Genomic DNA, 25,261 nt, shown 5'->3' on the forward strand with positions numbered 1-25,261 from the left:
CACATAAACCACCGGCACCAAGAGCCCGAGCCGACCTCACCCGACCTCACCCAACCGCCGCGACAAACTCCCCCATCGTGAACTGCCCCGCATAGATCCCATAGAACATGCTGATCAACTCCGGTCGATGCTCGATCGCGCGCAGCAGCGGCAGCAGCGCACCAGAGTTGCCGCCCATCGCGAACGCGAGCGTCGTCTCGAACGCTGCGCCACTGCTCCGCTCCCGATCGGCGGCGTGGGCTGCCGTCGCCGCATCGACCGCTCGGGGCCCCGCCCCCAGAGCCGTAGGCAAGCGGTCCGCCAGCGATTGCGCCTGAGCGAAAGCGTCCCCGATCCCCTGCGCCGTAACCGGGTCCTTCGCCGTCGCAGCATCGCCGACGAGCACCCAGCCCGGTCCCGACGACTCGCGGACGTAGTTACCCAGGTCGCCCGATCCGGTGATAGACCCGCTGTGCGCGGCGTCCGTGAGCCGTGCAGCGATAGCCGGCGCACTGACCGCCACCGCAGCGAGGAAGTGCCGGTCAAGATCCTGCTTCACCTCAGCGAAGCGTGCATGCGGCCAGCCGACCAGGACGAGATGCTGCTCGTCGTGCGTCGGATACGCCAGTACCGCCTGGCCGCCGCCGATGAAGATCTCGGTGCCCACGTTCGGCAGGCCGTGCCAGTAGCCGTAGAACTGGCAGCCGAAGGTCCCGGCGTCGCGGATCGGCTTCGCCCCGACCTGCCGCGCCACCGCCGAGTGCCGGCCGTCCGCACCGATGATCAGTGCGGCGCGCTCCGTGAAGGCGCCGCTGCGCCCGCCGAACGAGGCGCCGACCGCTCGGCCGTCCTCCCAGACCACCTGCTGGAACGAAGCCCCCTCCCGCAGCTCGGCACCCGCCGCCACGGCCGCCTCGACCAGCAGCGCGTCGAGCACGGTCCGCCGCGGCGCCAGCGACACCGCGACCCCGTCACACGGATAGGGCGCCCCGCGCAGCACGAGGTCGTCGCCCGCCCGGAAGCTGATGGTGTCGATCGGCGGGCAGCCGGTGGCCAGCAACGGATCCAGCAGCCCCCACGCCCGCAGGCGCGCCACACCCGTCGGGTGCAGCAGGTGCGTCGAGATCGTGTCGCTGGGGAACGCGGCCCGGTCCGTGAGCAGGACCCTGACACCCTGCCGCGCCAGCAGCAGCGCGGTGGCGGCGCCCGCGCATCGCGCGCCGACGACGATGACGTCGTACATGCTCAGCTTCCGGATGACTCGGTGCGGACCGTCATACAGGAACCATAACGACTTGTCAGGCCAAGGTCAGGCTAAGGTCAGGCCAAGGTCAGGATGCGAGGCCCGTCATCTGTGACCGCAATGGTGTGCTCGACGTGCGCCGCGCGGCTTCCATCAGTGGTGAGGAGAGTCCAGCCATCCATAGCGGTGCGGTACTTGTCGCGGCCGCCGGCGATGAGCATGGGCTCGATGGCGAAGGTCATCCCGTGCCGCAGTCGCAGCCCCCTGCCGGGCCGCCCCTCGTTCGGAACCCCGGGGTCCTCGTGCATGTGCCGGCCGATGCCGTGGCCGCCGAAGTCCTCCATGATGCCGTAGCCGCCGGCTCGGGCGATGCTGCCGATAGCGTGGGAGATGTCGCCGATGCGCGCGCCGACCACGGCCGCGGCGATGCCGGCGGCCAGAGCCTGCTCCGCGGTCTCGATCAGGCGCGAGTCCGCGGGCTGCGGGGTGCCGACGATGAAGCTGACGGCCGCGTCGCCGGCCCAGCCGTCCACGATCGCGCCGCAGTCGACGCCGAGCAGGTCGCCGTCACGCAGCCGGTAGTCGTCGGGGATGCCGTGCACGATGGCGTCGTTCACCGAGGTGCAGATCACCGCGGGGAACGGCGTCGCGGCGAACGACGGACGGTAGTTCAGGAACGGCGAACCCGCCCCGGCCTCACGCAGCACGGCACGCGCCGCCTCGTCCAGCTCGCGCAGGCTGACGTGCACGTCCGCGACCCGCCGCACGGTGTCGAGGATCCTCCCGACCACCCGCCCCGCCTCGCGCATGGCGTCCAACTCCGCCGCCGTCTTCAACTCCACCATGATCCGTGCCCTTCCGGTCGGCCCGCGTTGGCCCAATTACTATACCGGTATTAGTATCACGGTCATGGTGCGCAACCCCCTCACCCGGTCCGAACTCGAACGCGGCCGCCAGCTCGGCGTCCTGCTGCGGCAGGCCCGGGGCGACCGCAGTATGACGGCGGTCGCGATGGCCGCCGGGGTGTCCGCCGAGACGCTCCGCAAGATCGAGACCGGTCGGGCGCCGACCCCCTCTTTCTTCACCATCGCCGCCGTCGCGGCCGTTCTCGGCTTGTCGCTGGACGAGCTGGCCCGCCCGGCCGCCCAAGACCAAGACCGCGACGGCACGCCGACCTCCGTAGCCGCATAACCCCCGACTACCGCCAGAGCGCTACCGCCTCACCGCAGCGCCGCAGTCGGCCACAACGGCTCCGTCGCCGCCTCCTCGGCCTCGCGCAGCACCCGCAGAACATTGCGACTGGTCAGCGCCTCAAGCTCGCTGCGCGACCAACCGCGCGAGGCCAGCTCGCGCAGCAGCACCGGATACCCGGCCACGTCCGCCAGGTCGACGGGCTGGCGGTCGACGCCGTCGTAGTCGCCGCCGAGGCCGAGGTGCGCCAGGCCGACGACGTCGCGGGCGTGCTCGACGTGGTCGGCGACCTGCGCCGCGGTGGCCTCCGGGCGCGGGTGGCGGTCGAGCCAGTCCTGGAGCCGCGGGTCGGGCGGGGTGGCGCGGGTCTGCGCGTACTGCTCGGCGACCGACTTCGGGTCCTCGCCTGGGCGGGGCGTGCGGGGCCAGCCCCACGGGCGCGCCGGCAGGCCGAGGCGTTCGCGCTCGGCGGTGAGGTCGCGCGACCAGGCGGCAGCCGCCGGGGATATGAAGTCCGGGACGAAGGTGAGCTGGATGACGCCGCCGTTGGCGCGCAGCCGCTCCAGCACGGTGTCGCTGACGTTGCGCGGGTGGTCGTTGAGCGCGCGGGCGCTGGAGTGGCTGAAGATCGCCGGGGCGGTGGCCGCGCCGAGGGCCGCGAGCTGGGTGCTCTCGGCGGTGTGTGAAAGGTCCACCAGGACGCCGACGCGGTTGAGCTCGGCGACGATCGCGAGCCCGGTGTCGTCCAGGCCGCCGACGCCCGGCTTGTCGGTCGCCGCGTCGGCCCAGGCGGTGTTGTCGTTGTGGGTCAGCGTGACGTACCGGACGCCGAGCCGCGCGAAGGCGCGGAGCACGCCGGAGGAACCGGCCAGGCTGTGGCCGCCCTCGATGCCGAGCAGCGAGGCGATCCGGCCGGCCGCGAAAGCGTCCTCCACGTCGGCGGCGGTGTAGGCGATCCGCAGGTCGTCCGGGTAGCGGGCGACGAGCCGGTACACGATGTCGATCTGCTCCAGCGTGGCCACCGCGGCTTCGGGCTCGGGCAGGTACGAGGGCACGTAGACCGACCAGAACTGCGCGCCCACGCCGCCGGAGCGCAGCCGCGGCAGGTCGGTGTGCAGTTCCGCACGTCCCAGGTCCAGGCCCTCCACCCCGGAGCCGGACCAGGCCCGCAGCGCGAGCGGCAGGTCGTTGTGGCCGTCGAAGACCGGGCTCGCGGCCAGGACCTCGTCCACCAGGGCGCCGGCGTCAGTGCCGGCGCCAGTGTCAGCGCCAGTGTCAGTGCTCATCGATACCTCGCTCATCGGTTCCTCCATCCGCACGCCGCCGACGCGACTGGCGTGACGGGTCCGCCACGGGCAACGAGGCGATCAGCCGCCGCGTGTAGTCCTCCCGGGGCGTGCCCAGGACCACGGCGGTGTCGCCACATTCGACGATACGGCCCCGATGCAGCACCGCGACCCGATCTGCGACCTGTTCCACCACGGCCAGGTCGTGGCTGATGAAAAGGGCTGCGAAACCCAGCTCCCGCCGCAGCCCGGCGAACAGCTCCAGCACCGAGGCCTGCACCGACACGTCCAGCGCCGACGTCGGCTCGTCGGCGATCAGCAGCGGCGGACGCAGCGCCAGCGCCCGGGCCAGGCTCGCGCGCTGGCGCTCGCCGCCGCTGAGCTCGTGCGGGAAGCGGTCCCCGTGGCCGCGCGGCAGCCGGACGGCGTCGAGCAGCGCCTCGACCTCGGCCCGGATCGCCCGGCGCCCGAGTTCGGGACGGTGCACCTGCAGCGGCTCCGCGACGCTGTCGGCGATGGTGAGCTGGGGATTGAAGCTGGTGGCCGGGTCCTGGAAGACGAAGCCGAGCTTGCCTGCCCGGCTCGCCTTGCCTGCCCGACTCGCCTTGCCGGCTCGGCCGACGCGGCGCGGGTGGTGCGGGCTGTCCGGGCGGCGCTGTGCCACCGATGATTCGCCGAGCACATCGCCCAGCACGTCGAGCGTGCCCGCCGTGACGCCGGTCAGCCCGGCCACCGCCCTGCCGATCGTGGTCTTGCCCGACCCGCTCTCCCCGACCAGGCCCAGCACCTCGCCGGCACGGATCTCGAAATCAACTCCATCTACGGCCCGGAACGCCCGGCGCCCCAGCCGGCCGGGATAGTCGATCACCAGGCCCGCCGCGCTGACCACGGCCTCGTCAGGCTGAGGAGTCAAGGCACGCTCGGCACTTCCGAACACCGGCACGGCGGCCAGCAACTCGCGCGTATAGGTATGTGCGGGTGCTGCGAACAGCGTCGCAACCGGCGCCTGCTCCACGATGGCCCCGTCACGCATTACCGCCACCCGGTCCGCCAGGTCCGCGACCACCCCCATGTTGTGCGTGATCAGCAAAACGGCCGTGCCGAGGTCCGTCCGCAACCGGTGCAGCAGCTCCAAGATCTCCGCCTGCACCGTCACATCCAACGCCGTCGTGGGCTCGTCGGCCACGATCAGCCGCGTTCCCAGGGCCAGCGCCATCGCGATGACAGCACGCTGCTTCTGTCCCCCGGAGAGCTGGTGCGGATAGTACTTCGCACGCACCGCCGGATCCGGGATGCCGACCCGGTCGAGCAACTCGACGGCCAGAGCCCGGCGCTCGGCGCGGGTGCCCCGACCGTGCGCCCGGAGCCCTTCGGCGATCTGCCAGCCGATCGTGAACACCGGGTTCAGAGCCGTGGACGGCTCCTGGAACACCATCGCCGCCAGCGTCCCGCGCATGGCGCGCAAGCGGGCCGGGGACGCGGTGAGCACATCCTCGTCCGGATCCGCGGCACCGTCGCCGAGCAGCACGCGGCCGAACGTCACGGCGGTCGCCGGCAGCAACCCCAGCACCGACTTCGCCGTAACGGTCTTCCCGCTGCCGCTCTCCCCGACCAGGGCCAGAACCTCGCCGGGTGCCACCGAAAGGCTGACGCCGCGGACGGCCGGAGCCACGCCGGCATCGGTGCTGAAACCCACATGTAGATCCTCGATCCGCAGCAGGTCAGGCATCTGCTCCGCCCTCCGTCCCGATCGCGGGTGCCGCCACCGGACGGCGACGCAGCCGCGGATCGGCCAGGTCCGTCAGACTCTCGCCGAGCAACGTGGTTCCCAGCACGGTGAGCACGATCGCCAGTCCCGGCGGCACGGCGGTCCACCAGATCCCCGAGGTGACGTCGGCGACCGAGCGGTTCAGGTCGTAGCCCCACTCGGCGGCGGCGTTGGGCTCGATCCCGAAGCCGAGGAACCCGAGCCCGGCCAGCGTGAGGATCGCCTCGGAGGCGTTGAGGGTGAGGATCAGCGGCAGGGTGCGCACCGAGTTCCGCAGCACGTGCCGCAGCATGATCCGCCACGTCCCGGTGCCGATCACCCGGGCCGCTTCGACAAAGGGCTCTGACTTGACCCGGACGGCCTCGGCCCGGACCACCCGGAAGTACTGCGGCACGAACGCGACGGCCACCGCGCACGCCGCCGCGCCCAGCCCGCCGACCAGGCTCGACTGCCCGCCGCTGATGACGATCGACATGATGATCGCCAGTAGCAGCGACGGGAAGGCGTACATCGCGTCGGCCACCCCGACCAGGACCCGGTCCAGCGGGCCGCCGAGATACCCGCAGACCAGGCCGAGCAGGATCCCCGGGACCGCAGACAGCCCGAGCGCCGCGATGATGATCGCCACCGCGGTGCGCGTTCCCCAGATGGTGCGCGACAGCACGTCGTACCCGGCGATCGTGGTCCCGAGCAGGTGCGCGCGGCTCGGGTGCTGCTGCGAGCCGAACAGGACGCTCCCGCTGTGCAGTTGGGCGTGCCCGTACGGGGCCAGCAGTGGCGCGAACACGGCGGTGAGCAGGAACAGCGCGGTGAGCGTGGCGCCGGTCAGCAGCATCGCGCGCTGCACCCCCACGCTGCCGGAGAGGCTGCCAGACAGGCTGCCGGAGAACCTGCCGGAAAGCCGGGCCACGGTCAGTACCTCACTCGGGGGTCTATCAGGGCCGCGACGACGTCGACCAGGAAGTTGGTCAGCGCGACGACGACCCCGAACAGCGCCACGATCCCCTGCACCGCCGGGAAGTCCCGCGCGCTCAGGTAGTGCGCGAGCTCGTAGCCCAGGCCCTTCCACTCGAAGGTGGTCTCGGTCAGCACGGCCCCGCCGAGCAGCCCGGCGATCTGCAACCCCAGGACCGTGACCACCGGGATCAGCGCCGGGCGGGTCGCGTGCCGGGTGATCAGCCGGAACCGGCTGACGCCCCGGGAGCGCGCGGACTCGACGTAGTCCGCGGACAGCGTCCCGATCAGGTTGGTCCGGACCAGCCGCGCCACCACCCCGGCGACCAGCAACCCGAGGGTGAGGCCGGGCAGCACGGCGTGTTCGAGCACGTCGACGATCGCCGCGCCGTCGCCGCTGCGCAGCGCGTCGACGAGGTAGATGCCGGTGGTGCTGCTCTGGTTCTGGAGCTCCAGCTGCACGTCGATGCTCGCCCGCCCCGAGGCCGGCAGCCAGCCCAGCCAGACCGAGAAGACGAGCTTGAAGAGCAACCCCAGGAAGAACACCGGCGTGGCGTAGCCGAGGATGACCAGCAGCCGCAGCGTCACGTCGGGGGCCCGGTCCCGGTAGGCCGCGGCCACCATGCCGAGCGGGACGCCGACGGCCAGGGCGACGACGAGCGCGTAGCCCGCCAGCTCGACCGTCGCGGCGCCGTAGGTCCGCAGGACCGCGGAGACCGGCTGGTCGTCGGTGGCGGTCCGGCCGAAGTCTCCGACCGCCAGGCCTCGGAGATACTCAAGGTACTGAGTCAGCAGTGGCCTGTCGTATCCGGCCTGGTGCAGCTTGGCGTGCAGCTGGGCCGGGGTCAGGCGGTCGCCGAACGCGGTGGTGATCGGATCGCCGGTGGCGCGCATCAGGAAGAAGACCACGCTGACCAGGGCCAGGACCGTGGGGATGATGAGCAGGAAGCGGACGGTCAGATAGCGTGCGAGCCCGTGGTCCCCGCCGCCGGCCCCGGATTGAGAAGCTGGGCCGGCGGCGCCGGGGACGTCCTGAATCAGGACACTCATTGCTTGGACAGCTCCGCCCAACGGAACGTGTACGAACTGTCCAGGGTGGCCGGCACGCCGGTGACCCCGTCCCGGGTGACGATCGCCGTGGAGCCTTGCAGCAGCGGTATCAGCGGCACCGCCGCGGCGACCTTGTCCTGCACCTGCTGGATCAACGCGGTGCGCTTGGCCGCGTCGGGCTCGGTCTCCTCCTGCGTGATCAACGCCTGGACCGCGGGGTCGTCGTAGTTGTTCGCGACCCAGCTGTTGTGCGAATAGAAGGACGCGAGGTAGTCGTCCGCGTCCAGGTAGTCCGCATACCAGCCGAGCTGGTACAGCGGGTACTGGTCGGCGACCCGGTCCTTGCCGTACTGGGTCCACGCGGTCGACTGCAGGTTCACCGTGAACAGCCCGGTGGCCTCCAGCTGGGTCTTGATCAGCGCGTACTCGTCGACCGAGGAGGAGCCGTAGTGGTCGGTGTTGTACTGGAGGTTCAGGACCACCGGCGTGGCCACACCGGCCTGAGCCAGGAGCGCCTTCGCCGCGGCCGGGTCGGGGCCGCCCTTCTTGTCGCCGTACAGCGCCTTGAGCGCCGGGGTCGCGCCGGTGAGGCCGTCCGGGACGGGGGAGTAGAGCGGCGTCAGGGTCCCCTTGTAGACCTGCGAGGCGAGCTGCGCGCGGTCGACGGAGTCGGCCACGGCCTGCCGGACGGCCAGCGCCCTGGCCGGGTCGGCCTGCTTGGTCGCGCTGCCGTAGGGCTGGGTTTTGAGGTCGAAGACGAGGTAGCGGATGCCGTTGCCCGAGCCGGTGTGGACGACGACGCCCTTCTTCGTGCCGAGGTCTTCGAGGTCTGCGACGGGCAGGGTGCGGTAGACCACGTCGACGGTGCCCTGTTGGACGTCGAGCTTGAGGTTGCTCGCGTCGGTGTAGTACTTGAGGTCGACATCCTTGGCCTTCGGGGCGCCGAACAGGCCCTGGTAGGCGGGGTTCGCGGTGAAGGAGACGAGCGAGTTCTTGTCGTAGGTGCCGATCGTGTACGGCCCGTCCCACGGCTTCGCGGCGACGATCGCGGCGTCGTCGAGGAGCTTGTCCGGCGGGAACACCTGCTCGTCGACGATGAGGCCGGCCGAGGTCGACAGCACCTGCGGGAAGAGCGCATCGTTGGCCGACTTGAGGGTGAACACGACGGTCAGCGGGTCCGGCGCCGCGACCGAGGCCAGGTCGTAGAGCAGGGACGACGGACCGTTCTTGTCGGCGATGCGCAGCTGCCGGTCGAAGCTGAACGTGACGTCCGATGAGGTGAGGTCGTGTCCGTTGGCGAACTTCAACCCGGGCTTGAGTGTGACCGTGTACTGCTTCGGGCCGGTGAGCTTGATCCCGGCGGCGAGGTCCGGCACGACGTCCGAAGAGCCCCGCTTGGTGTTCAGCAACGGCGAGTACACCTCAGTCTCGACGGTCCCGGAGCCCGCGTCCCACGAACCTGCCGGATCGAGACTCGTGACCTGGTCGGTGGTCCCGATGACCAGCGCCCGGGTCGGGTCCCCGGCGGCGGCGGAGCCGGCGGGCGACCGGGTGCTGGTGCACGCGGTGAGGGCCGCCAGCGACGCCACGGCCAGGGACGTGATGCCGAGGCCGGTGCGGGCTGGTCTGGTCTGGCGTGACATGGCTTTGACTGCCTTCCGTTCGCGGGATCCGTGCACAGGTCGTTTGCCGGCTGTCACAGCGAGCTCGCCGTCACGCCGCATGCCGAGGCCAGTGCGGCGGCTTCGGCGGCTCCGAACAACGCCGCGCCGATGTTGGAGACCAGGCCGGTCGACAGGTAGATGCGGTAGTCACGGACGGCCAGCGCCGCGAAGGCCTTGCGAGCCGGGGGATCTGGAGGAGCCGGGGTAGCCGGCGTTGGTATATCGCTGCCGAGCGAACGCGAATCGGTCGTGCCCGGTGTGCGGCTCATGCCGTCGCCGTGAGCTGCTCCGGCGTCTGGACGTGTGGCGAAGCGCCGGCGACCCACCCCAACTCGGGCCCGATCAGGTGCACGGCGTCGTGCAGGATCTGTTCGTAGTCCTCGACGTGGAACTCGTACGGCAGCTCCAACCGCAACTCAGAGCTCTGCGCGACGGCGGCGTCGGCATGCAGCTGTTCGAGGATCTGCTCCGCGGTCCCCACCACGTCCGGCGCGAACAGAACTCGCCGTTCCCCCTGCGGTTTGAGGGTGCGCTCGTAGCGGCTCGCCGCGTAGTCGCGGTACTTCTGCCGGGTCGCGCGGTCGGCGCCGTCCAGCGGGACGATCACCCGCCCGAGCGCGACGCGCGTCGGCCGCGCCGGGTCCACGAGCCGCCGGTACTCGGCGAGCAGAGCCAGCTGCGCGGCGGTGAAATCGTCGGTGCTCTCGCCGAAGACGATGTTGCCGGTCAACAGGTTCACCCCGTTCTCGGCGGCCCAGCGCACAGACCGGCCGCTGCCGCCGCCGTACCAGATCCGGTCGGCCAGCCCCGGACTGTGCGGTTGCAGACGCGGCCGCTGGGTGTTGCCGGGGGAGTGGATGACGGTGTCCGGATCGCCGAGGTAGTCGCCGCGCAGGTTCTCCAGCAGCCGCGCTATGCGGCCGTAGGACAGGTCGTAGGTCCGCCAGTCGCCGTCGAACACTAGGTGCCCCATCAGGTCCGCGTGCGGCGGCACGCCGGCGCTGAGGCCGACCTGCAACCGTCCGCGGGACAGCACGTCGGCCATCGACAGGTCCTCGGCCAGCCGGAACGGGCTCTCGTAGCCGATCGGGATCACCGCGGTGCCCAGCTCGACGCGGCTGGTGCGCTGGCCGGCCGCGGCCAGGAACACCGCGGCGGACCCGACGCCGTGCTCCAGGTGCCGCTGCCTGATCCAGGCCCCGTCGAAGCCCAGCCGCTCGCCGAGCTCGAACAGGCTCAGGGTCTGCTCGAGCCCGGCGTACGGGTCCTCGTCCGGGAAGTTGCCCGGGGTCAGGAACGACAGGGTGTTGATTGGTATTCGAGGTGGTGTGACAGGCGCTGCGTCGCTCACCGGACTCTCCTCAGGCGCGCTCGTACGGGGTCTTCTCTCCTGCCTCGACGGCGACCGGGAGCCGGTTCTCCGCCGGCGGCAGCGGGCAGGTCGCCAGATCGGTGTAGGCGCAGGGCAGGTTCACGGCCCGGTTGAAGTCCAGCCACACCGTGCCGTCGGCGTCCGGCGCGCCGATGCCCAGCGACCGGTTCGCGGCGTAGGTGCTCACGCCGGAGGTGGCGTCGGTGAACAGCGCCATCAGGCTGCCCGGCGCGTGGCCGGGGAACACGGTGAGGCTCAGCTCCTGGCCGTCGAGCTCGAACTCGACCTGCCCGGGCGCGTCGTAGACGTGCTGCAAGCCTTCGACCGCCGCCCCGACCGTGGTCGGCCGCGGGCTGTCGAACGCCACGTAGCGACCGCTGACAGCCCACCGCTCATCCGGCTCGTAGGCCGGGGTCCCGGTGTAGGCCACGCGCAACGGGTTCTCGGGGTGGCGGGGCCGCAGGATGTCGTGGCCGCCGCGCTTCGCGACCTCGATGACCGCGTCCCCGGACACCGGGAAGAGGCTGTCCCGCTCGCCGATGACGCCGAAGCTGTACTCGCCGTGCACGGCCACGCCGTCGACGACCAGCTCCTCGCCCTCGGCCAGCACGACCCGGACGCCGTCCGGGCCGGTGGACCACGCGCCGGGGGCGTCGTCGTAACGCTCCGGCTCGTCGCCCAGCCAGTGCAGTTCGGTGATGGCCAGGAACCCGTGCGGATCACCGATCCGCCCTTCCTGGCCGGTGTGCCATTCCTGCCAGCTCTCGACGAAAGTACCGACGTCGGTTGTCACGTTCTTCGAACCCTCCGAGACTATGCCTATAGATTCAGTAGGGATTGGGGCCGGATTCATCATGCCTGCGGAAAGCATCGGACTGTCATCCCCGTCTCGCCACCTGGATGGTGGCAGGACCATCAGGCGGCGACGGGCACCGGAACGCGGTAGCCCAGCTCTCGGACGAAGCTGTCCACGGCGCGCCGCAACGAGTCCTCCGAGTCGGCCGTGAAAGCCGGCCGGCCGTTCCCGGCGTCGATGGTGATCGTGTGGTCCAACAGGAAGTGGCCCTGGACGATGACCGGCGAGCCCAGCGCGGTGAGCACCGGACGCAGCGCGTAGTCCAGGACCAGGACGTGCGCCAGGGTGCCGCCGGTGGCCAGCGGGAGGACGACCTTCCCGGCCAGCGCGCGCTGCGGGAGGAGGTCCAGGAGGGTCTTGAGCAGGCCGGAGAAGGAGGCCTTGTAGACCGGAGTCGCTACGACGACCCCGTCGGCACTCTCGAACAGCTCGATCGCTGCGGCGATCGCCGGGTCGGAGTGGTCGGCGGACAGCAGCGCGGACGCCGGGAGATCTCGGACGTCGAGCGCGTGGACGGTGTGGCCGGCCTCGGTGAGGTAGGCGTCGACGACGGACCGCGTGCGGGCGGTCTTCGAGTGCGTGGAAGGGCTTGCGGAGACGGTCAGGATGGTCGCCATGGTGGGACGTCGCTTTCGTCGGCTGGGACGGGCGGTCGCCGGAACGACGCGCCTCGGGGGCCGGCCGCGCCGCCGCGCGAGCCGTCTTCGGTGGGGCGATCCGGTGCCGCGGACGCCGCCGATGGAAAGGACACCACGATGAGTCTATTTTGATACGGTGCCGGTGTGTCAAGCGTCTGCCCGGTCGTCGGCGGACGAGCACGGGCACGCCTCCCCATCCGCTTTCCCGGCAAGGACCGATGAAACCGATGCGCATCTCGGCGAGGACGGACTACGCGATCCGCGTGCTGGTCGAGCTGGCGGCGGACACCGCCCGCCCGCTCACCTGCGAGGGCATCGCCATGTCCCAGCAGATCCCCTACCGCTTCCTGAAGGCGGTGGTCCGGGACCTGCGGGTGGCCGGCCTGGTCCGCAGCCAGCGCGGCTGCGAGGGCGGCTACTGGCTGGCGCGCGAGGCCTCGGCGATCTCACTGGCCGAGATCGTGGCGGCGGTGGACGGCGAGATGCTCACAATCAACGGAGACACGCCCGAGTCGGTGCTCTACCCGGCGCCGGCCGAGCAGATCTCCGTGCTGTGGACGGCGCTGCGCGCCCGGACCGAGGACTTCCTGGCCGGGATCAGCGTCGCGGACCTGCTCACCGGCTCGCTGGCGGTGAGCGCGTGACCTCCAGAGCGCATGACGAGAGGCGGGACGCCATGACGGACCACTGGCACACCGCGCTGCGGCACGTCCGCGGCGCCGAGCTCAGCGGCGACACCAACCAGACCACCGGGATGACCCGCCTGGAGGCGGTCTCCGGCAAGACGGTCGGCTCCTCGAAGGTGTGGATGGGCCAGACCCACGTCGCCCCGGCCACGAACTCCGGCGACCACCACCACGGCGAGGCGGAGACCTCGATCTACGTGGTGTCCGGCAACCCGGTGTTCGTCTTCGCCGAGGGCGCCGACGAGGTGCGGATCGAGACCGAGCCCGGCGACTACGTGTTCGTGCCGCCGTACGTGCCGCACCGCGAGGAGAACCCCGGCGCCGAGGAGGCGCTGGTGGTGATCGCGCGCAGCAGCCAGGAGGGCGTCGTGGTGAACCTGCCGAGCCTGTGGGCGCCGGTGGACCGCGACGCGGGATCTGACGCTGGATCCGACGCTGGATCCGACGGGCCGTGACGCTATGACCGGCGCGGACGGCGTGGCCGACCTGGATACCCCTGTGGAGGTCGCCGAGTTCACCGATCCGGCGTGCCCCTGGGCCTGGGGCTCCGAGCCCAAGTTCCAGCAGCTGCGCACGGCGTTGGGCGAGCAGGTCCGGTGGCGCCGCGTCTACGGCATCCTCTTCGACGACTGCGACGATCCCGCGCCGGACCCCGCCGCCGAAGCGGCCTGGTACCACCGGGAACTCCTCGAAATCTCGACCCACACCGCGGCGCCGTGCCCCGCGCACCTGAAGTGGGTGGCCGCCAGCAGCTGGCCCGCCTCGCTGGCCTGCAAGGCCGCGGAAGCGCAGGGCACTGACATCGCCGACGCGGTCCTGCGCCGGCTGCGCGAGACCACCTTCCTCGACGGCGAACCCGCCGACACCCCGGCGCGCGTACGCCGCGCTCTCGAAGGACTTCCCGGCGTGGACGTGGCCGAGCTGGCGCGCGCCGCAGCGAGCCCTGAAGTGCTGGAAGCGGTGCGCCGGGACTGGGCCGAGACCCGCTCGCCGTGCGCCGAAGTCCGGGAGATCACCACGCCCGGACGCCACAACGGTCGGGCCAAACCGCTGGGCGAACTGCCGGAGGACGGATACCGCTACGCCCTGCCCACAATCGTTTTCACCGGTCCCGCCGGACGCGCCGTGGTCCCCGGCTGGCGTCCGCTCTCCGAGTACCTGGACGCGGCCCGCGCCGCCCGGGGACCTGCGGAGTCCCGGGTCTCAAGCCATAAGACACTCTGATGTATCAATTGACAGCGGTCCCCGCCGTCGCCACGATGAGCACCATGAACCGGATACACCCCGGCGTGGTCTGCCGCTACGTCGACTTCAGGCGCACCTCCAGCGCCCTGTGTTGCCCGGCACCACGTAGCTGAAGCGCTTCGCTTCCCGGGGTGTTCGCGTCCGCTGACGCCTGACACCCACCCCGGTCGCCCCGGCCTTCTTCGGCCGCATCGGATTTCCCCCGCAGGAGAGAACCCCGGATCGCCGCGTGCCGGCGCGGTCCGGCGTCGCCCGCACTTCGCGCCGCACTCGTCTCGCGGCGGCATCCCCAGCTTTCACCATCTCGCTTCCGACGCCCAGGCGCTTCCGCTTTCCAGCCGCCTGCCGCGATCGGCGCGCACGCATACCTCCGAAAGGCGGGCTCGGTCCGATGGCGACCCCCGGCGTTCCTATTTCCTTGTCAACCACAGCTTCCTTGTCGAACACAGAACAATTCGGCTCGCGGTCCACCAGCCGCCGCGGCTTCCTCGCGCTGGGCCTCGGCGCCGTCGGCGGTGCCCTCCTGGCCGCCTGCGGCGGGACCGGCACCGGCGCCGCGACCGGCGCGAACGCCCAGCTGGCGGGCAACGCCACGGGCACCTTGAAATGGGGGTGGGCGCTGCCGACCTCCTGGGATCCCGTCACCTCCTCGGCCGGGTGGGACGTCCACGCCCTGTCCCTGGCCTACGCGGGACTGACGCAGGAGAACGAGAAGGGCGACGCGGTACCGGCCCTGGCCACCGGCTGGAAGTACAACGCCGACGGCACCCAGGTGACGTTCACCCTGCGTCCGAACCTGAAGTTCAGCGACGGCACGGCGCTCGACGCCACCGCCGTGAAGCAGAGCATCGAGCGGGGCCGGGACGCCAAGAACTCGCTGATCGCCTCGCAGCTGACCACGGTCAAGAACGTGACGGCCAAGGACGCGGTCACCGTCGTGATCGACCTGTCCGTGCCCAACTACCAGATCCCGAACCTGTTCGCCGGGAAGACCGGGATGGTCGTCAACCCCGCCGCCTTCACCACGGACGCGGCGGGCCTGGCGCTCAAGCCGGCGGGCGCCGGTCCGTTCACGCTGACGTCGTACACGCAGAACTCCAAAGCGGTCCTGGTCCGCAACCCGAACTTCTGGAACGCCGACCAGATCAAGCTCGCCGGGGTCGAGCTGTATCCGCTGCCTGACGCGGCGACGGTCGTGGCGGGTCTGCAATCGGGGCAGTACAACCTCGCGCAGATCCCGGGCAGCGAGATCGCCGCGGCGAAGGCCGCCGGTCTGTCGGTGCAGGTCATCCCCTCGCTCGTGGTGGCGACCCTGGACGTGAACGCCGCGCTGCCGCCGTTCGACGATCCGAACGCGGCGCTCGCGCTGAAGTACGCGGTCGATCGCAAAGCCCTGCTTCAGACGGCGAACTTCGGCTACGGCGACGTCGCGTACCAGCCGTTCCCGGCGGGCTACGTCGGTAACGACCCGGCGATCGGCCAGCCGTACGCCTACGACCCGGCCAAGGCCAAGGCGCTGCTCGCGCAGTCCAAGTACGGGCCGAATCCGGAGGTGACCATCACCACCTCGGTCGCGACCGGTGTGCCGGAGCAGGTGCAGTCCCAGCTCCAGGCCGTGGGCTTCAAGGTGAAGATCGAGGTCATCCCGGCGGCGCAGTTCACGCAGATCGTCTACGTCCAGCACTCCCGGGCCCTGACCGTGGACGCCTTCGCCGGCCGCGACTCGGCGGCGCAGGCGTTCCAGGTGCTGTTCGGGCAGCAGGGCCTGATGAACCCCGGGCGCACGGTGCCGCAGGAGCTGCTGGACGCGGTGAACAAGATCACTGTGACGCCGCTGGACAGCCCGGACTACCCGGCCGTGCTCCAGGCGGCGACCGCGCTGGCGGTGAAGGACATGCCGAACGTCTTCCTGTACACCGTGCCGCGCATCCTGGCGCGTTCGTCGAAGGTCTCTGAGATCCCGGCGTACACCGTGGTGCAGCGGTTCGAGGGTGTGACGATCAAGTGAGTGCCGTCCAAGCGGCCGGAACCGCCGGAACCGCTGGAACCGCCGGGCTGGAGTCGGTCCGAGCACCTGCGTTGGTGCGACGTCCGCTGCGGCGCACGGTTCGTACCGGGCGTAGCGTGGTCCGGATCGTCGCCGTCCCGGTGGTGGTGTTCCTGCTCGCGTCCTTCCTCACCTACGGACTCGGCGCGCTCGGCCACGCGAACCCGGCGGCCGCGGTGCTCGGGGACCTCGCGACCCCGGCCGACATCGCGCGGATGAACCACGTCTTCGGTCTGGACCGGCCGTTCGTGGTCCAGTACTTCAGCTGGCTCGGGCACGCGCTGACCGGTGACCTGGGCACCTCGTACTTCACCGGGATCCCGGTGGCGACGAGCGTGCGGCAGGCGCTGCCGGTCGACCTGTCGATCGCGGTGCTGGCCCTGGCCTTCGCCGTGGTGCTCGGCGGCGTGGCCGGGATCGCGGCGGCGCTGCGGCAGGGTGGCCGGCTCGACCGCGCGGTGACGCTGGTGTGCTCGGGGCTGGCGACGGTGCCGCCGTTCGTCATCGGCATCGCGCTGATCATCGTCTTCTCCGTGTTCCTCAAGGTTCTGCCATCCGGTGGCTACGTGCCGCTCGGCACCGATCCCGGCCAGTGGCTGCGGTTCGCGCTGCTGCCCGCGCTCGCGCTCAGCGTCGAGGGCGCGGCGGCGATCGCCCGGCAGCTGCGGACCTCGCTGGTCGGGGCGCTGAACGAGAACTACGTCACCGGCGCGGTGGCGCGTGGCCTGCCAGCCCGCCGCGTGCTGTTCAAACACGTGCTGCGCAACGCGGCCGCCCCGGCGCTGACGGTGCTCGGCCTGGAGATCCCGAGCCTGATCGGCGGCGCCGTCGTCGCCGAGAAGATCTTCAACCTGCCCGGGGTGGCGCAGCTGGCGTTGCAGGCCGGTTCGCAGCACGACATCCCGCTGATCGAGGGGACGCTGCTGGTCACCATCGCGGTGGTGTTGGTGAGCAACATCGCGGTCAACCTCGCGCTGACGCGGCTGACCCCGCAGGCGCGGCGCCCGGCGGGAGGGGCGGTATGAGGACTCTGCGACGGGCCTGGCGGCTGCGCTCGGCCAAGGTGTCGCTGGCCGTCATCGGGGCGATCGCGGTGCTCGCCGTGTTCGGCGACGTGCTGGCTCCCTTCGATCCGCTGAAGCAGGACCCGAACGTGGTCCTCCAGGGCCCCGGCGCCCGGCACCTGCTCGGCACCGACTACCTCGGCCGGGACGTGCTGAGCCGGCTGGTCGAGGGGACCGGGCGCTCCGTCGTCGGCGCGCTGGAGGCGGTCGGCGTCGGGCTGGCGGTCGGCGTCCTGCCGGGGCTGGCCTCCCTGTGGCTGGGCCGGCCCTTCGAATGGGTGCTGTCCCGGCTGGCCGACGCGTTCATGACGCTGCCGTACATCGTCTTCGCGGTCGCGGTGACCGGCGTGCTGGGCAACACCCTGACCACCGCCATGGTCGCGATCGGCCTGATCCTGGCGCCACGCTTCTTCCGCATCGCCCGCGCCGCCGGCCTCGGCCTGACGCGCGCACAGTACGTCGAGGCGGCCGAGCTGTTCGGGGCCTCGCGCTGGTGGATCCTCCGCACGCACATCTGGAGCAAGGTCCTGCCGACGCTGGCGGTGACGGCGGCCCAGGCGACGGCCGCGGCCCTGCTGGCGGTGTCCTCGCTGGCGTTCCTGGGCCTCGGCGTCCAGCCGCCGGCCCCGACGTGGGGCGGGCTGCTCAGCAGCGACCTGCAGTACCTGGCGCTACAGCCGTGGGCGCCGCTCGCGCCGGGACTGCTGATCATGATCGCCGCCGGGGCGCTGAACACTCTGGCCGACGCGATCCGCGACAGCGGTGCGGCCGAGATCACTCCCGAAGCTGTCGCCGCCGACCCCGGTTTCCACTACGAGGCGAAGGAGGACGCGCATGTCCCGGTCCCAGCTCTCTGATCCGCCGATCGCCGCCGACGAAGTCGCCGCGAGCCAACCGGCGTCGGGCGAATCCGCCGCGCGTGAGCTCTCCGCTAGCCAACCGGCGGCGAGCGAATCTGCTGCGGGCGAACTCGCCGCGAGCGCATCGGCCGCAGGCATACCGGTTGCGGGCAACCTTGCCGCGAGCGAACCTGCGAGCACCGACCAGGTCCCCGAGGTCCTGCGGGTCGAGGACCTGCGCGTCACGGTTGGTGCAGGCCGGACCGAGGCAGTGCACGGCGTCTCGTTCGCGATCCGGCGCGGCCAGACCGTGGGCCTGGTCGGCGAGTCCGGCAGCGGCAAGACCCTGACCTGCCGTGCGGTCCTGGGCCTGCTGGCCCGCGGCTGCGAGCGGTCGGCGGGCCGGATCGATCTCGGCGGCACGGACCTGACCGGGCTCAGCCGTCGCGAGTGGGATGCCGTGCGCGGCACCCGGATCGGCATCGTCTTCCAGGACCCCGCCTCCTACCTCAACCCCTCGATCACCGTCGGGCGTCAGCTCTCTGAGACGGTGCGCGTCCACACCGGCGTCGGCCGAGCGGCGGCGCGCGCCCGGGCCCTGGAGCTGTTCGCCGCCGTCGGGCTCCGGGACGCCGAGACCGTCTACCACCGCTACCCGCACGAGCTCTCCGGCGGGATGGCCCAGCGCGTCCTGATCGCCATCGCCATCTCCGGGGACCCGGATCTGCTGGTGGCCGACGAGGCGACCAGTTCGCTGGACGCGCTGGTGCAGGCCGAGGTCCTGGAACTGCTCCGCACGCTGACCGAAGAGCGCGGCCTGGCGCTGCTGCTGGTCACCCACGACCTGGCCGTCGTCGCAGAAGTCTGCGACGAGGTCCTGGTCCTGTACCGGGGCGAGCTCGTCGAGCAGGGGCCGACCGCCGACATCGTGGCCGCGCCGCAGCACGCGCACACCCGCGCACTCTTGGAGGCCAGCCGATGAGCGCGCCGACCGCAGCCCTCAGCGCAACCGCCCTCAGCGCAACGGCCCCCGACACCACCGGCCACCACCCGCTCCTCGCCGTCGACGAGGTGACCGTCGGCTACGGCGGCCGCCACGCGCCGCCGGTCCTGGCCGACGCGATCCTGTCCGCACAGCCCGGCGAGATCGTCGGCATCATCGGCGAGACCGGCTCCGGCAAGACCACGCTGGCTCGGGCGGTCGCCGGACTGGTCCCGCTTCGCGCCGGACGCGTCGTCTTCGACGGCGTCGAGATCTCCGCGCTGCGCGGCCGCGAACTGCGCGCGTTCCGGCGCACCGGGCGCCTGCAGTTTGTGTTCCAGGATCCGCTGCGCGCCCTCGACCCCGAGCTGACGGTCGCCGAGTCCGTCGGCGAACCGCTCGCCGTCGCGGGCGTCGGCAGCAAGACCGAACGCCGCGAGAGCGCCGCCGAGGCGGTGCGCGCCGTCGGCCTGGACGACACCCTCCTGGATCGCCATCCCGGCCGGCTGTCCGGCGGCCAACGCCAACGCGTGCTGCTGGCCCGCTCGCTGGTCACCAAGCCCGCGCTGCTGATCTGCGACGAGCCGGTCAGCGCGCTGGACGCGGCCAACCGCGGCCACGTCCTGCGGCTCCTCGCCGACCTGCGCGACACCACCGCGACGACCGTCCTGGTGATCTCGCACGACCTGCCGTCCCTGGCCGGCGTCGCCGACCGCGTCGCCGTGCTGCACCAGGGCCGGATCGTCGAGGACGGACCGGTCCGCCAAGTCCTCGAAGACCCCCGGCACGCCTACACGGCCCGCCTCGTCGCCGCCGCGCCGCGCCTGCGCCGCGAACACCTCCTGTCCGCACGCCCGACCCCCACCGCGTAAGGAACCCGCCATGCCCATCGAGTTCATCGGCATCGCCTCCACCCGCCCCGGCAGCGAGACCGAGACCGCCGCCGTCTCTGGACCGGCCGTCCAGCTCGACTACCTCAAGGACCTGGCCCTGGCCCACGAGGAATCAGGGTTCGACCGTGTCCTGGTCGCCCACTCCTCGGCCTCCGTCGACGGCTTCACCGTCGCCGACCAGATCCTCACCCACACCACCCGCCTGGCGGTCCTGCTGGCCCACCGCCCCGGCTTCGTCTCGCCGACCTACGCCGCGCGCAAGTACGCGACCATCGACGCCTTCCACCCCGGCCGCATCGCCCTGCACACGATCACCGGAGGGGATGACCGAGAGCAGGCGCGCGACGGGGACCTGACCGACAAGGCGACCCGCTACCGCCGTACCGACGAGTTCCTGTCGATCGTGCGCAAGGAGTGGGAGTCCGCGGACCCCTTCGACTTCGAGGGCGAGTTCTACACCGTCCGCGGCGGCTGGTCCTCGGTGCGTCCGGAGCCGGGCGCGATCCCGATCTACTTCGGCGGCGCCTCCGAGGACGCGATCCGGGTCGGCGGCAAGCACGCCGACGTCTACGCCTTCTGGGGCGAGCCGCTGGCCGGGATCGCCGAGCGCATCCGCGACGTCCGGGCCGCCGCCGCACCCTACGGCCGCGACCCCCGCTTCAGCGTGAGCCTGCGCCCGATCCCGGCCGCCACCGAATCCGAGGCCTGGACGCGCGCCGCCGAGATCCTGGAGCTGACCAGGGAGAAGGCCGGCGAGGCGCGCAAGGCCTGGGGCTGGGGCGGGGACAAGAAGGACTTCGCCGCAGCGCGCGGCTCGCAGCGGCTGCTGGAGTACGCGGCGCAGGGCGACGTCCACGACAAGCGGCTGTGGACCGCCATCGCCAAGGAGACCGGCGCGGCCGGGAACTCCACGGCGCTGGTCGGCAGCTACGAGCAGGTCGCCGAGTCGCTGCTGGACTACGTCGCGCTCGGTGTCAGCACCCTGCTGATCCGGGGCTTCTCGCCGCTGGACGACGCCCGCGACTACGGCAACCTGGTCCGGCTGGTGCGCGAGCAGGCCGACGCCTCAGAGCTTGCGGCGGTCTGACCGGTGACCATCACGACAGGGGCCTGACACCCATGCCCTCGACGACACCCTCGACGACGTTCCCGACGACGTCTCACTGGGGCGCCTACAGCGTGCGGGTGGACGACGCCGACGTCGCTGCCGACGGCGGGATCGCGGTCCTGCCGCATCCCGCCGACCCGGCGCCGTCCCCGTTGCTGGGCAACGTCCCCGGCGCGCTGCGCCACCGCACCCGCGTCACCCGGCCCGCGGTGCGGCGCGGCTGGCTGGAGCACGGTCCCGGCCCGAGCGAGCGGCGCGGCCTGGAGGAGCTCGTCGAGGTCGACTGGGACGAGGCCCTGGACCTGCTGGCGGCCGAACTGGGCCGGGTACGGGCCGAACACGGCAACCAGGCCGTGTTTGGCGGCTCCTACGGCTGGGCCAGCGCCGGGCGTTTCCACCACGCGCAGAGCCAACTGCACCGGTTCCTGAACGGGTTCGGCGGCTACACCTCCTCGCGGAACTCCTACAGCCTCGGCACCTCGCTCGTGCTGCTGCCGCACCTGGTCGGCGACGCCGACGCCGTCCTACGCGCCGGCTCCTCGTGGCCGACGATCATCGAGAACACCGAACTGATCGTGGCCTTCGGCGGCATCCCGGAGAAGAACGTCTTCGTCACCCCCGGAGGCGTCACCCGCCACGGCACCCCCGGTGCGCTGGCGCAGCTGGCCGAGCGCGGGGTCGGCGTCGTCCTTGTCAGTCCCCTGCGAGCCGATCTGCCGGCGTCGCTGGACGCCGACTGGTTCGCGGCGGTCCCGGCCACCGACGTCGCGCTGATGCTCGGGCTGTCCCACACGCTGCTCGCCGAAGGCCTGCACGACCAAGCGTTTCTCGACCGGTACACGGTCGGCTTCGAGACCTTCGCCGCGTACCTGGACGGTCGGGCCGACGGCGTCGCCAAGGACGCCGACTGGGCCGCCGCGATCTGCGGGATCGAGGCCGACCGCATCAGGGCCCTGGCTCGCCGCATGGCCGGCTCGCGGACGCTGGTGACCGTCACCTGGTCGCTGCAACGGATCCAGCACGGCGAGCAGCCGGTCTGGGCCGGTCTGGCGCTGGCGGCTCTGCTGGGGCAGATCGGCCTGCCCGGCGGCGGCTTCGGCCACGGCTACGGCTCGATGGGCGACGTCGGCGACCACGGCCCGCAGACCCGCCTGCAGTATCTGCCGCAGGGGCGCAATCCGGTCGGCACGTTCATCCCGGTCGCGCGGATCGCCGACATGCTCCTGAACCCCGGTGCCGACTACGCCTACGACGGCGCCACCTACACCTATCCCGACATCCGCCTCGTGTACTGGGCCGGAGGCAACCCGTTCCACCACCACCAGGACCTCTCCCGCCTGCGCCGCGCCTTCGCCCGGCCCGACACCGTCGTGGTCCACGAGCCGTACTGGACCGCCTCGGCACGCCACGCCGACATCGTGCTGCCGACGACGACCACCCTGGAGCGCGAGGACCTCGGCGGCGGACGCCGGGACACCCACCTGATCGCGATGCACAGGGCCGTCGAACCGGTCGGCGAGGCGCGCGACGACTACGAGATCCTGGCCGGGCTGGCGCAGCGCTTGGGTTTCGAGAAGGAGTTCACCGAGGGCCGCACTGCCCGCGAGTGGATCGAACACCTCTATACCGAGTGGAGCATCGAGTTCCGCGGCGCCGGTAATCAGGTCCCTGATTTCACAGAGTTCTGGGCCGCCGGTGAGTACGAGCTGCCGACCGGACCGCGCAGGTTCACGCTGTTCGAGGCGTTCCGCGCCGACCCCGAAGGCACGCCGCTGCGCACGCCGAGCGGCCGGATCGAGATCACCTCGGCCACCGTCGCAGGGTTCGGATATCCGGACTGCCCCGGGCATCCGGTCTGGCTCGAACCCGACGAGTGGCCGGGCGCCGCCGACGCGGCCCGGTATCCGTTGCACCTCATCGCGAATCAGCCCTCGACCAGGCTGCACAGCCAGCTCGACGTCGGCGCCGTCAGCGTGGCCGCGAAGGTGGCCGGACGGGAGGCGGTCCGCCTGCATCCGCGGGACGCCGAGCCGCGCGGCATCCGGGACGGCGACGTCGTCCGGATCCACAACGACCGGGGCGCGGCGCTCGCCGGGGCGGTCTTGACCGAGGACGTCCGGCCGGGGGTGGTCCAGCTGCCCACCGGCGCGTGGTTCGACCCGCTCGTCGGTGCGGACGGCCGGGTGCTGTGCGTGCACGGCAACCCCAACGTACTCACGGCCGACGTGCCCAGCTCGCGACTGTCGCAGGGGTGCACCGGGCAGCACGCACTCGTCGAAGTGGAGCGCTGCACCGGCCCCGTGCCGCCGGTCACCGTCACCGCCCCACCCCCTCTGCTCCGGAAGGAAGACCTGTGAGCACACAGACTTCTGCAAACACACAGACCTCTGCGAACGCACAGACTTCTGCGAACACTGAGACTCCGACTCGCTTCCTGCTGCCGATTCCCACTCCGGAGTCGCTGGTCCAGGCCGCCGAACGCCTCGCCAGGCATGCGGAGGACCACGACCGGGAAGGGTCCTTCGCCTTCGAAGGCGTGGCCGAGGTCCATTCCGCGGGCCTGCTGACCGCCACCGTCGCCGAACGGCACGGCGGACCCGGCACCGGCCTGGCCGGCACCGTCGAGATCTTGCGGGTCCTGGGCTCCGCCGATCCCTCGGTCGCGTTGGTCACCGCCATGACGCTGTTCACCCACGCGGCTCAGGCGCGGACCGGGTCCTGGCCCGCGCACTACTACGACCAGCTGCTGGCGGACTCGGTCGAGGGGCCCGCGCTCGTCAATGCCCTGAGAGTGGAGCCGGACCTGGGGACTCCGGCGCGCGGCGGCCTGCCGGCGACCGTCGCGCGCGCCGTCGACGGACAAGTGTGGGAGCTGACCGGACACAAGATCTTCTCGACCGGTGCGATCGGTCTGCGCTGGCTGGCGGTGTGGGCTCGGACTGACGAGGAGCCGACCCGGGTCGGCTCGTTCCTGATCCGCACCGATCCGGTGATGGGAACGCCTGGTCTGAACATCGAGTCGACGTGGGACCATCTGGGCCTGCGCGCCAGCCGTAGCGACGACGTCCTGCTCGACGGCGTCCGGGTCCCGTTCGACGCCACCGCCGGGCTCACCGATCCAGCGGCGACCGATCCGCGCCGTGATCCGTCGCTGGCGGCCTGGAACAACCTCGGGCTGACGGCTCTGTATCTCGGCGTCGCCGAAGCGGCGCGCGAGTGGCTGATCGGCTTCCTGCACGAGCGGACTCCCTCGGCGCTGGGACGGCCGCTCGCTTCTCTGCCGCGTTTTCAGGACGCGGTGGGGGAGATCGACGTCGAGCTCACCGCGGCCGTCGATCTGGTCGCGGGGCTCGCGCGACGGTTCGACGACGGCGACGCGCAGGCCGGCGAGCACTCCGCCGCCGCCAAGCTCATCGGGACCCGGGCCGCGATCGACGCGGTGGAACGCGCCGTCGCGCTCGTCGGCAACAACGCCCTGACCCGCCACAACCCGCTGCAACGACACCTGCGGGACGTCTTGTGTGCCCGGGTGCACACCCCGCAGGACGACTCCGTCATCTCGGCGGCCGGCCAGGCCGCGCTCGCCCGCCACCGGCTCAGCCCCGGCACCACCCACCACGGTTAGGAAACCACCATGCCCGTCGAGTTCATCGGCATGATCGCCACCAAGCACGCCTCGGAGACCTTCCGCGGCGACGGACCGGTCGTCGATCCGGCGTTCACCCGCCGCTTCGCCCGCGCCCACGAGGACGCCGGCTTCGACCGGATCCTGATCGGCTACGGCTCCGGCTTCCCCGAGGGGGCGCAGGTCGCGGCGTACGCGGCCGCGCACACCGAGCGCCTCGGCGTTCTGGTCGCGCACCGCCCCGGGTTCGTCGCCCCGACCCTGGCCGCCCGGCAGTTCGCCACCCTGGACCAGTTCACCGGCGGGCGCGTCGCGGTGCACACCATCACCGGCGGCAACGACGCCGAGCAGCGACGGGACGGGGACTACCTGACCAAGGACGAGCGGTACGAGCGCACCGACGAGTATCTCGGCATCCTGCGACAGACGTGGGAGTCCGAGGAGCCGTTCAGCCACGAGGGCCGCTTCTACCGGTTCGAGGACCACTACGCCGACGTCAAGCCGGTGGGGCGGATCCCGTTGTACTTCGGCGGCTCGTCGGAGGCGGCGTACCGGGTCGGCGGGCGGCACGCGGACACGTTCGCGCTGTGGGGGGAGCCGCTGGCCGAGACGGCCGAGCAGATCGCCTCGGTGCGCGCGGCGGCGGTTGCGGCGGGGCGGACTGATGTTCCGGGGATCTCGGTGTCCTTCCGGCCGATCCTCGGCGCGACCGAGGAGCTGGCTTGGGAGCGGGCCGAGGGGATCCTGGACCTGTCCCTTATACACATCTCC

24 protein-coding genes are annotated in these 25,261 nt (G+C 71.6%); 13 read left to right on the top strand and 11 right to left on the bottom strand.

Translation table 11 applies throughout. The features are described 5' to 3' along the window. Positions 1-46: 46 nt before the first annotated feature. Positions 47-1,222 (bottom strand): NAD(P)/FAD-dependent oxidoreductase, encoded by a 1,176-nt coding sequence (locus GWK61_RS34070; RefSeq protein WP_194915807.1) that lies wholly within the window; start codon positions 1,220-1,222, stop codon positions 47-49. A 77-nt stretch (positions 1,223-1,299) separates the two neighbouring features. Then, the gene (map, locus tag GWK61_RS34075; RefSeq protein ID WP_194915808.1) at positions 1,300-2,067 is read right to left on the bottom strand and encodes a type I methionyl aminopeptidase; all 768 of its coding nucleotides are present in this window, start codon (positions 2,065-2,067) and stop codon (positions 1,300-1,302) included. 64 nt (positions 2,068-2,131) lie between these two features. On the opposite strand from map, the gene GWK61_RS34080 reads away from it, so the two are divergent. Beyond that, on the top strand, positions 2,132-2,413 hold the full coding sequence (locus tag GWK61_RS34080; RefSeq protein ID WP_194915809.1) for a helix-turn-helix domain-containing protein: 282 nt from the start codon (positions 2,132-2,134) through the stop codon (positions 2,411-2,413). Between the two features lie 29 nt (positions 2,414-2,442). Here the strand turns inward: GWK61_RS34080 and GWK61_RS34085 are convergent, their stop codons facing one another. The 9 genes from GWK61_RS34085 to ssuE form a co-directional block, all read right to left on the bottom strand. Continuing rightward, positions 2,443-3,699, bottom strand: a complete 1,257-nt coding sequence (locus GWK61_RS34085; RefSeq protein ID WP_194915810.1) for a dipeptidase — start codon at positions 3,697-3,699, stop codon at positions 2,443-2,445. Then, entirely contained in the window at positions 3,689-5,428 is a 1,740-nt protein-coding gene (locus GWK61_RS34090; protein ID WP_194915811.1) for an ATP-binding cassette domain-containing protein, read from the bottom strand. The genes GWK61_RS34085 and GWK61_RS34090 overlap by 11 nt, the downstream gene beginning before the upstream one ends. Continuing rightward, entirely contained in the window at positions 5,421-6,383 is a 963-nt protein-coding gene (locus tag GWK61_RS34095) for an ABC transporter permease (protein ID WP_438939795.1), read from the bottom strand. The genes GWK61_RS34090 and GWK61_RS34095 overlap by 8 nt, the downstream gene beginning before the upstream one ends. Then, positions 6,380-7,471, bottom strand: a complete 1,092-nt coding sequence (locus GWK61_RS34100; protein WP_194915812.1) for an ABC transporter permease — start codon at positions 7,469-7,471, stop codon at positions 6,380-6,382. The genes GWK61_RS34095 and GWK61_RS34100 overlap by 4 nt, the downstream gene beginning before the upstream one ends. Then, positions 7,468-9,114: an ABC transporter substrate-binding protein gene (locus GWK61_RS34105; protein WP_194915813.1), complete on the bottom strand. Its 1,647-nt coding sequence runs from the start codon at positions 9,112-9,114 to the stop codon at positions 7,468-7,470. The genes GWK61_RS34100 and GWK61_RS34105 overlap by 4 nt, the downstream gene beginning before the upstream one ends. Before the next feature lie 53 nt (positions 9,115-9,167). Continuing rightward, positions 9,168-9,404, bottom strand: a complete 237-nt coding sequence (locus tag GWK61_RS34110) for a hypothetical protein (protein WP_194915814.1) — start codon at positions 9,402-9,404, stop codon at positions 9,168-9,170. Continuing rightward, the gene (locus GWK61_RS34115) at positions 9,401-10,486 is read right to left on the bottom strand and encodes an LLM class flavin-dependent oxidoreductase (protein ID WP_323747879.1); all 1,086 of its coding nucleotides are present in this window, start codon (positions 10,484-10,486) and stop codon (positions 9,401-9,403) included. Before GWK61_RS34115 ends, GWK61_RS34110 begins: the two co-directional genes overlap by 4 nt. 10 nt (positions 10,487-10,496) lie before the next feature. Further along, positions 10,497-11,300: a DUF1684 domain-containing protein gene (locus GWK61_RS34120; RefSeq protein WP_323747880.1), complete on the bottom strand. Its 804-nt coding sequence runs from the start codon at positions 11,298-11,300 to the stop codon at positions 10,497-10,499. Between the two features lie 122 nt (positions 11,301-11,422). Beyond that, positions 11,423-11,980, bottom strand: a complete 558-nt coding sequence (gene ssuE, locus GWK61_RS34125) for an NADPH-dependent FMN reductase (RefSeq protein WP_194915816.1) — start codon at positions 11,978-11,980, stop codon at positions 11,423-11,425. Between the two features lie 239 nt (positions 11,981-12,219). Between ssuE and GWK61_RS34130 the strand changes: the two genes are divergently transcribed. The 12 genes from GWK61_RS34130 to GWK61_RS34185 form a co-directional block, all read left to right on the top strand. Then, on the top strand, positions 12,220-12,645 hold the full coding sequence (locus GWK61_RS34130; RefSeq protein WP_228563403.1) for an RrF2 family transcriptional regulator: 426 nt from the start codon (positions 12,220-12,222) through the stop codon (positions 12,643-12,645). Positions 12,646-12,677: 32 nt separating this feature from the next. Then, positions 12,678-13,142, top strand: a complete 465-nt coding sequence (locus GWK61_RS34135; protein ID WP_194915817.1) for a cupin domain-containing protein — start codon at positions 12,678-12,680, stop codon at positions 13,140-13,142. 4 nt (positions 13,143-13,146) lie between these two features. Then, positions 13,147-13,911 (top strand): DsbA family oxidoreductase, encoded by a 765-nt coding sequence (locus GWK61_RS34140; RefSeq protein ID WP_194915818.1) that lies wholly within the window; start codon positions 13,147-13,149, stop codon positions 13,909-13,911. 457 nt (positions 13,912-14,368) lie between these two features. After that, positions 14,369-15,940 carry an ABC transporter substrate-binding protein gene (locus tag GWK61_RS34145; protein ID WP_228563404.1) on the top strand — a complete coding sequence of 524 codons (1,572 nt, stop codon included), beginning with the start codon at positions 14,369-14,371 and terminating at the stop codon, positions 15,938-15,940. Beyond that, positions 15,937-17,004: an ABC transporter permease gene (locus GWK61_RS34150; protein WP_194915820.1), complete on the top strand. Its 1,068-nt coding sequence runs from the start codon at positions 15,937-15,939 to the stop codon at positions 17,002-17,004. Before GWK61_RS34145 ends, GWK61_RS34150 begins: the two co-directional genes overlap by 4 nt. After that, on the top strand, positions 17,001-17,900 hold the full coding sequence (locus tag GWK61_RS34155; protein ID WP_194915821.1) for an ABC transporter permease: 900 nt from the start codon (positions 17,001-17,003) through the stop codon (positions 17,898-17,900). Before GWK61_RS34150 ends, GWK61_RS34155 begins: the two co-directional genes overlap by 4 nt. A 139-nt stretch (positions 17,901-18,039) precedes the next feature. After that, entirely contained in the window at positions 18,040-18,864 is an 825-nt protein-coding gene (locus tag GWK61_RS34160; protein WP_438939796.1) for an ABC transporter ATP-binding protein, read from the top strand. After that, positions 18,861-19,736, top strand: coding sequence for an ABC transporter ATP-binding protein (locus GWK61_RS34165; protein WP_194915823.1), 876 nt, complete (start codon positions 18,861-18,863; stop codon positions 19,734-19,736). The genes GWK61_RS34160 and GWK61_RS34165 overlap by 4 nt, the downstream gene beginning before the upstream one ends. A 10-nt stretch (positions 19,737-19,746) precedes the next feature. Continuing rightward, entirely contained in the window at positions 19,747-20,844 is a 1,098-nt protein-coding gene (locus GWK61_RS34170; RefSeq protein ID WP_194915824.1) for an LLM class flavin-dependent oxidoreductase, read from the top strand. Between the two features lie 32 nt (positions 20,845-20,876). Then, positions 20,877-23,222 carry a molybdopterin-dependent oxidoreductase gene (locus tag GWK61_RS34175; RefSeq protein WP_194915825.1) on the top strand — a complete coding sequence of 782 codons (2,346 nt, stop codon included), beginning with the start codon at positions 20,877-20,879 and terminating at the stop codon, positions 23,220-23,222. Beyond that, positions 23,219-24,490, top strand: coding sequence for an acyl-CoA dehydrogenase family protein (locus tag GWK61_RS34180; protein WP_323747881.1), 1,272 nt, complete (start codon positions 23,219-23,221; stop codon positions 24,488-24,490). The genes GWK61_RS34175 and GWK61_RS34180 overlap by 4 nt, the downstream gene beginning before the upstream one ends. A gap of 9 nt (positions 24,491-24,499) precedes the next feature. Then, positions 24,500-25,261 (top strand): LLM class flavin-dependent oxidoreductase (locus tag GWK61_RS34185; protein WP_194915826.1); only part of this gene is annotated, 762 nt, incomplete at its 3' end.

The sequence above is a fragment of the Catenulispora rubra genome, from assembly GCF_015356825.1.
GTDB classification, from domain to species: Bacteria; Actinomycetota; Actinomycetes; order Streptomycetales; family Catenulisporaceae; genus Catenulispora; species Catenulispora rubra.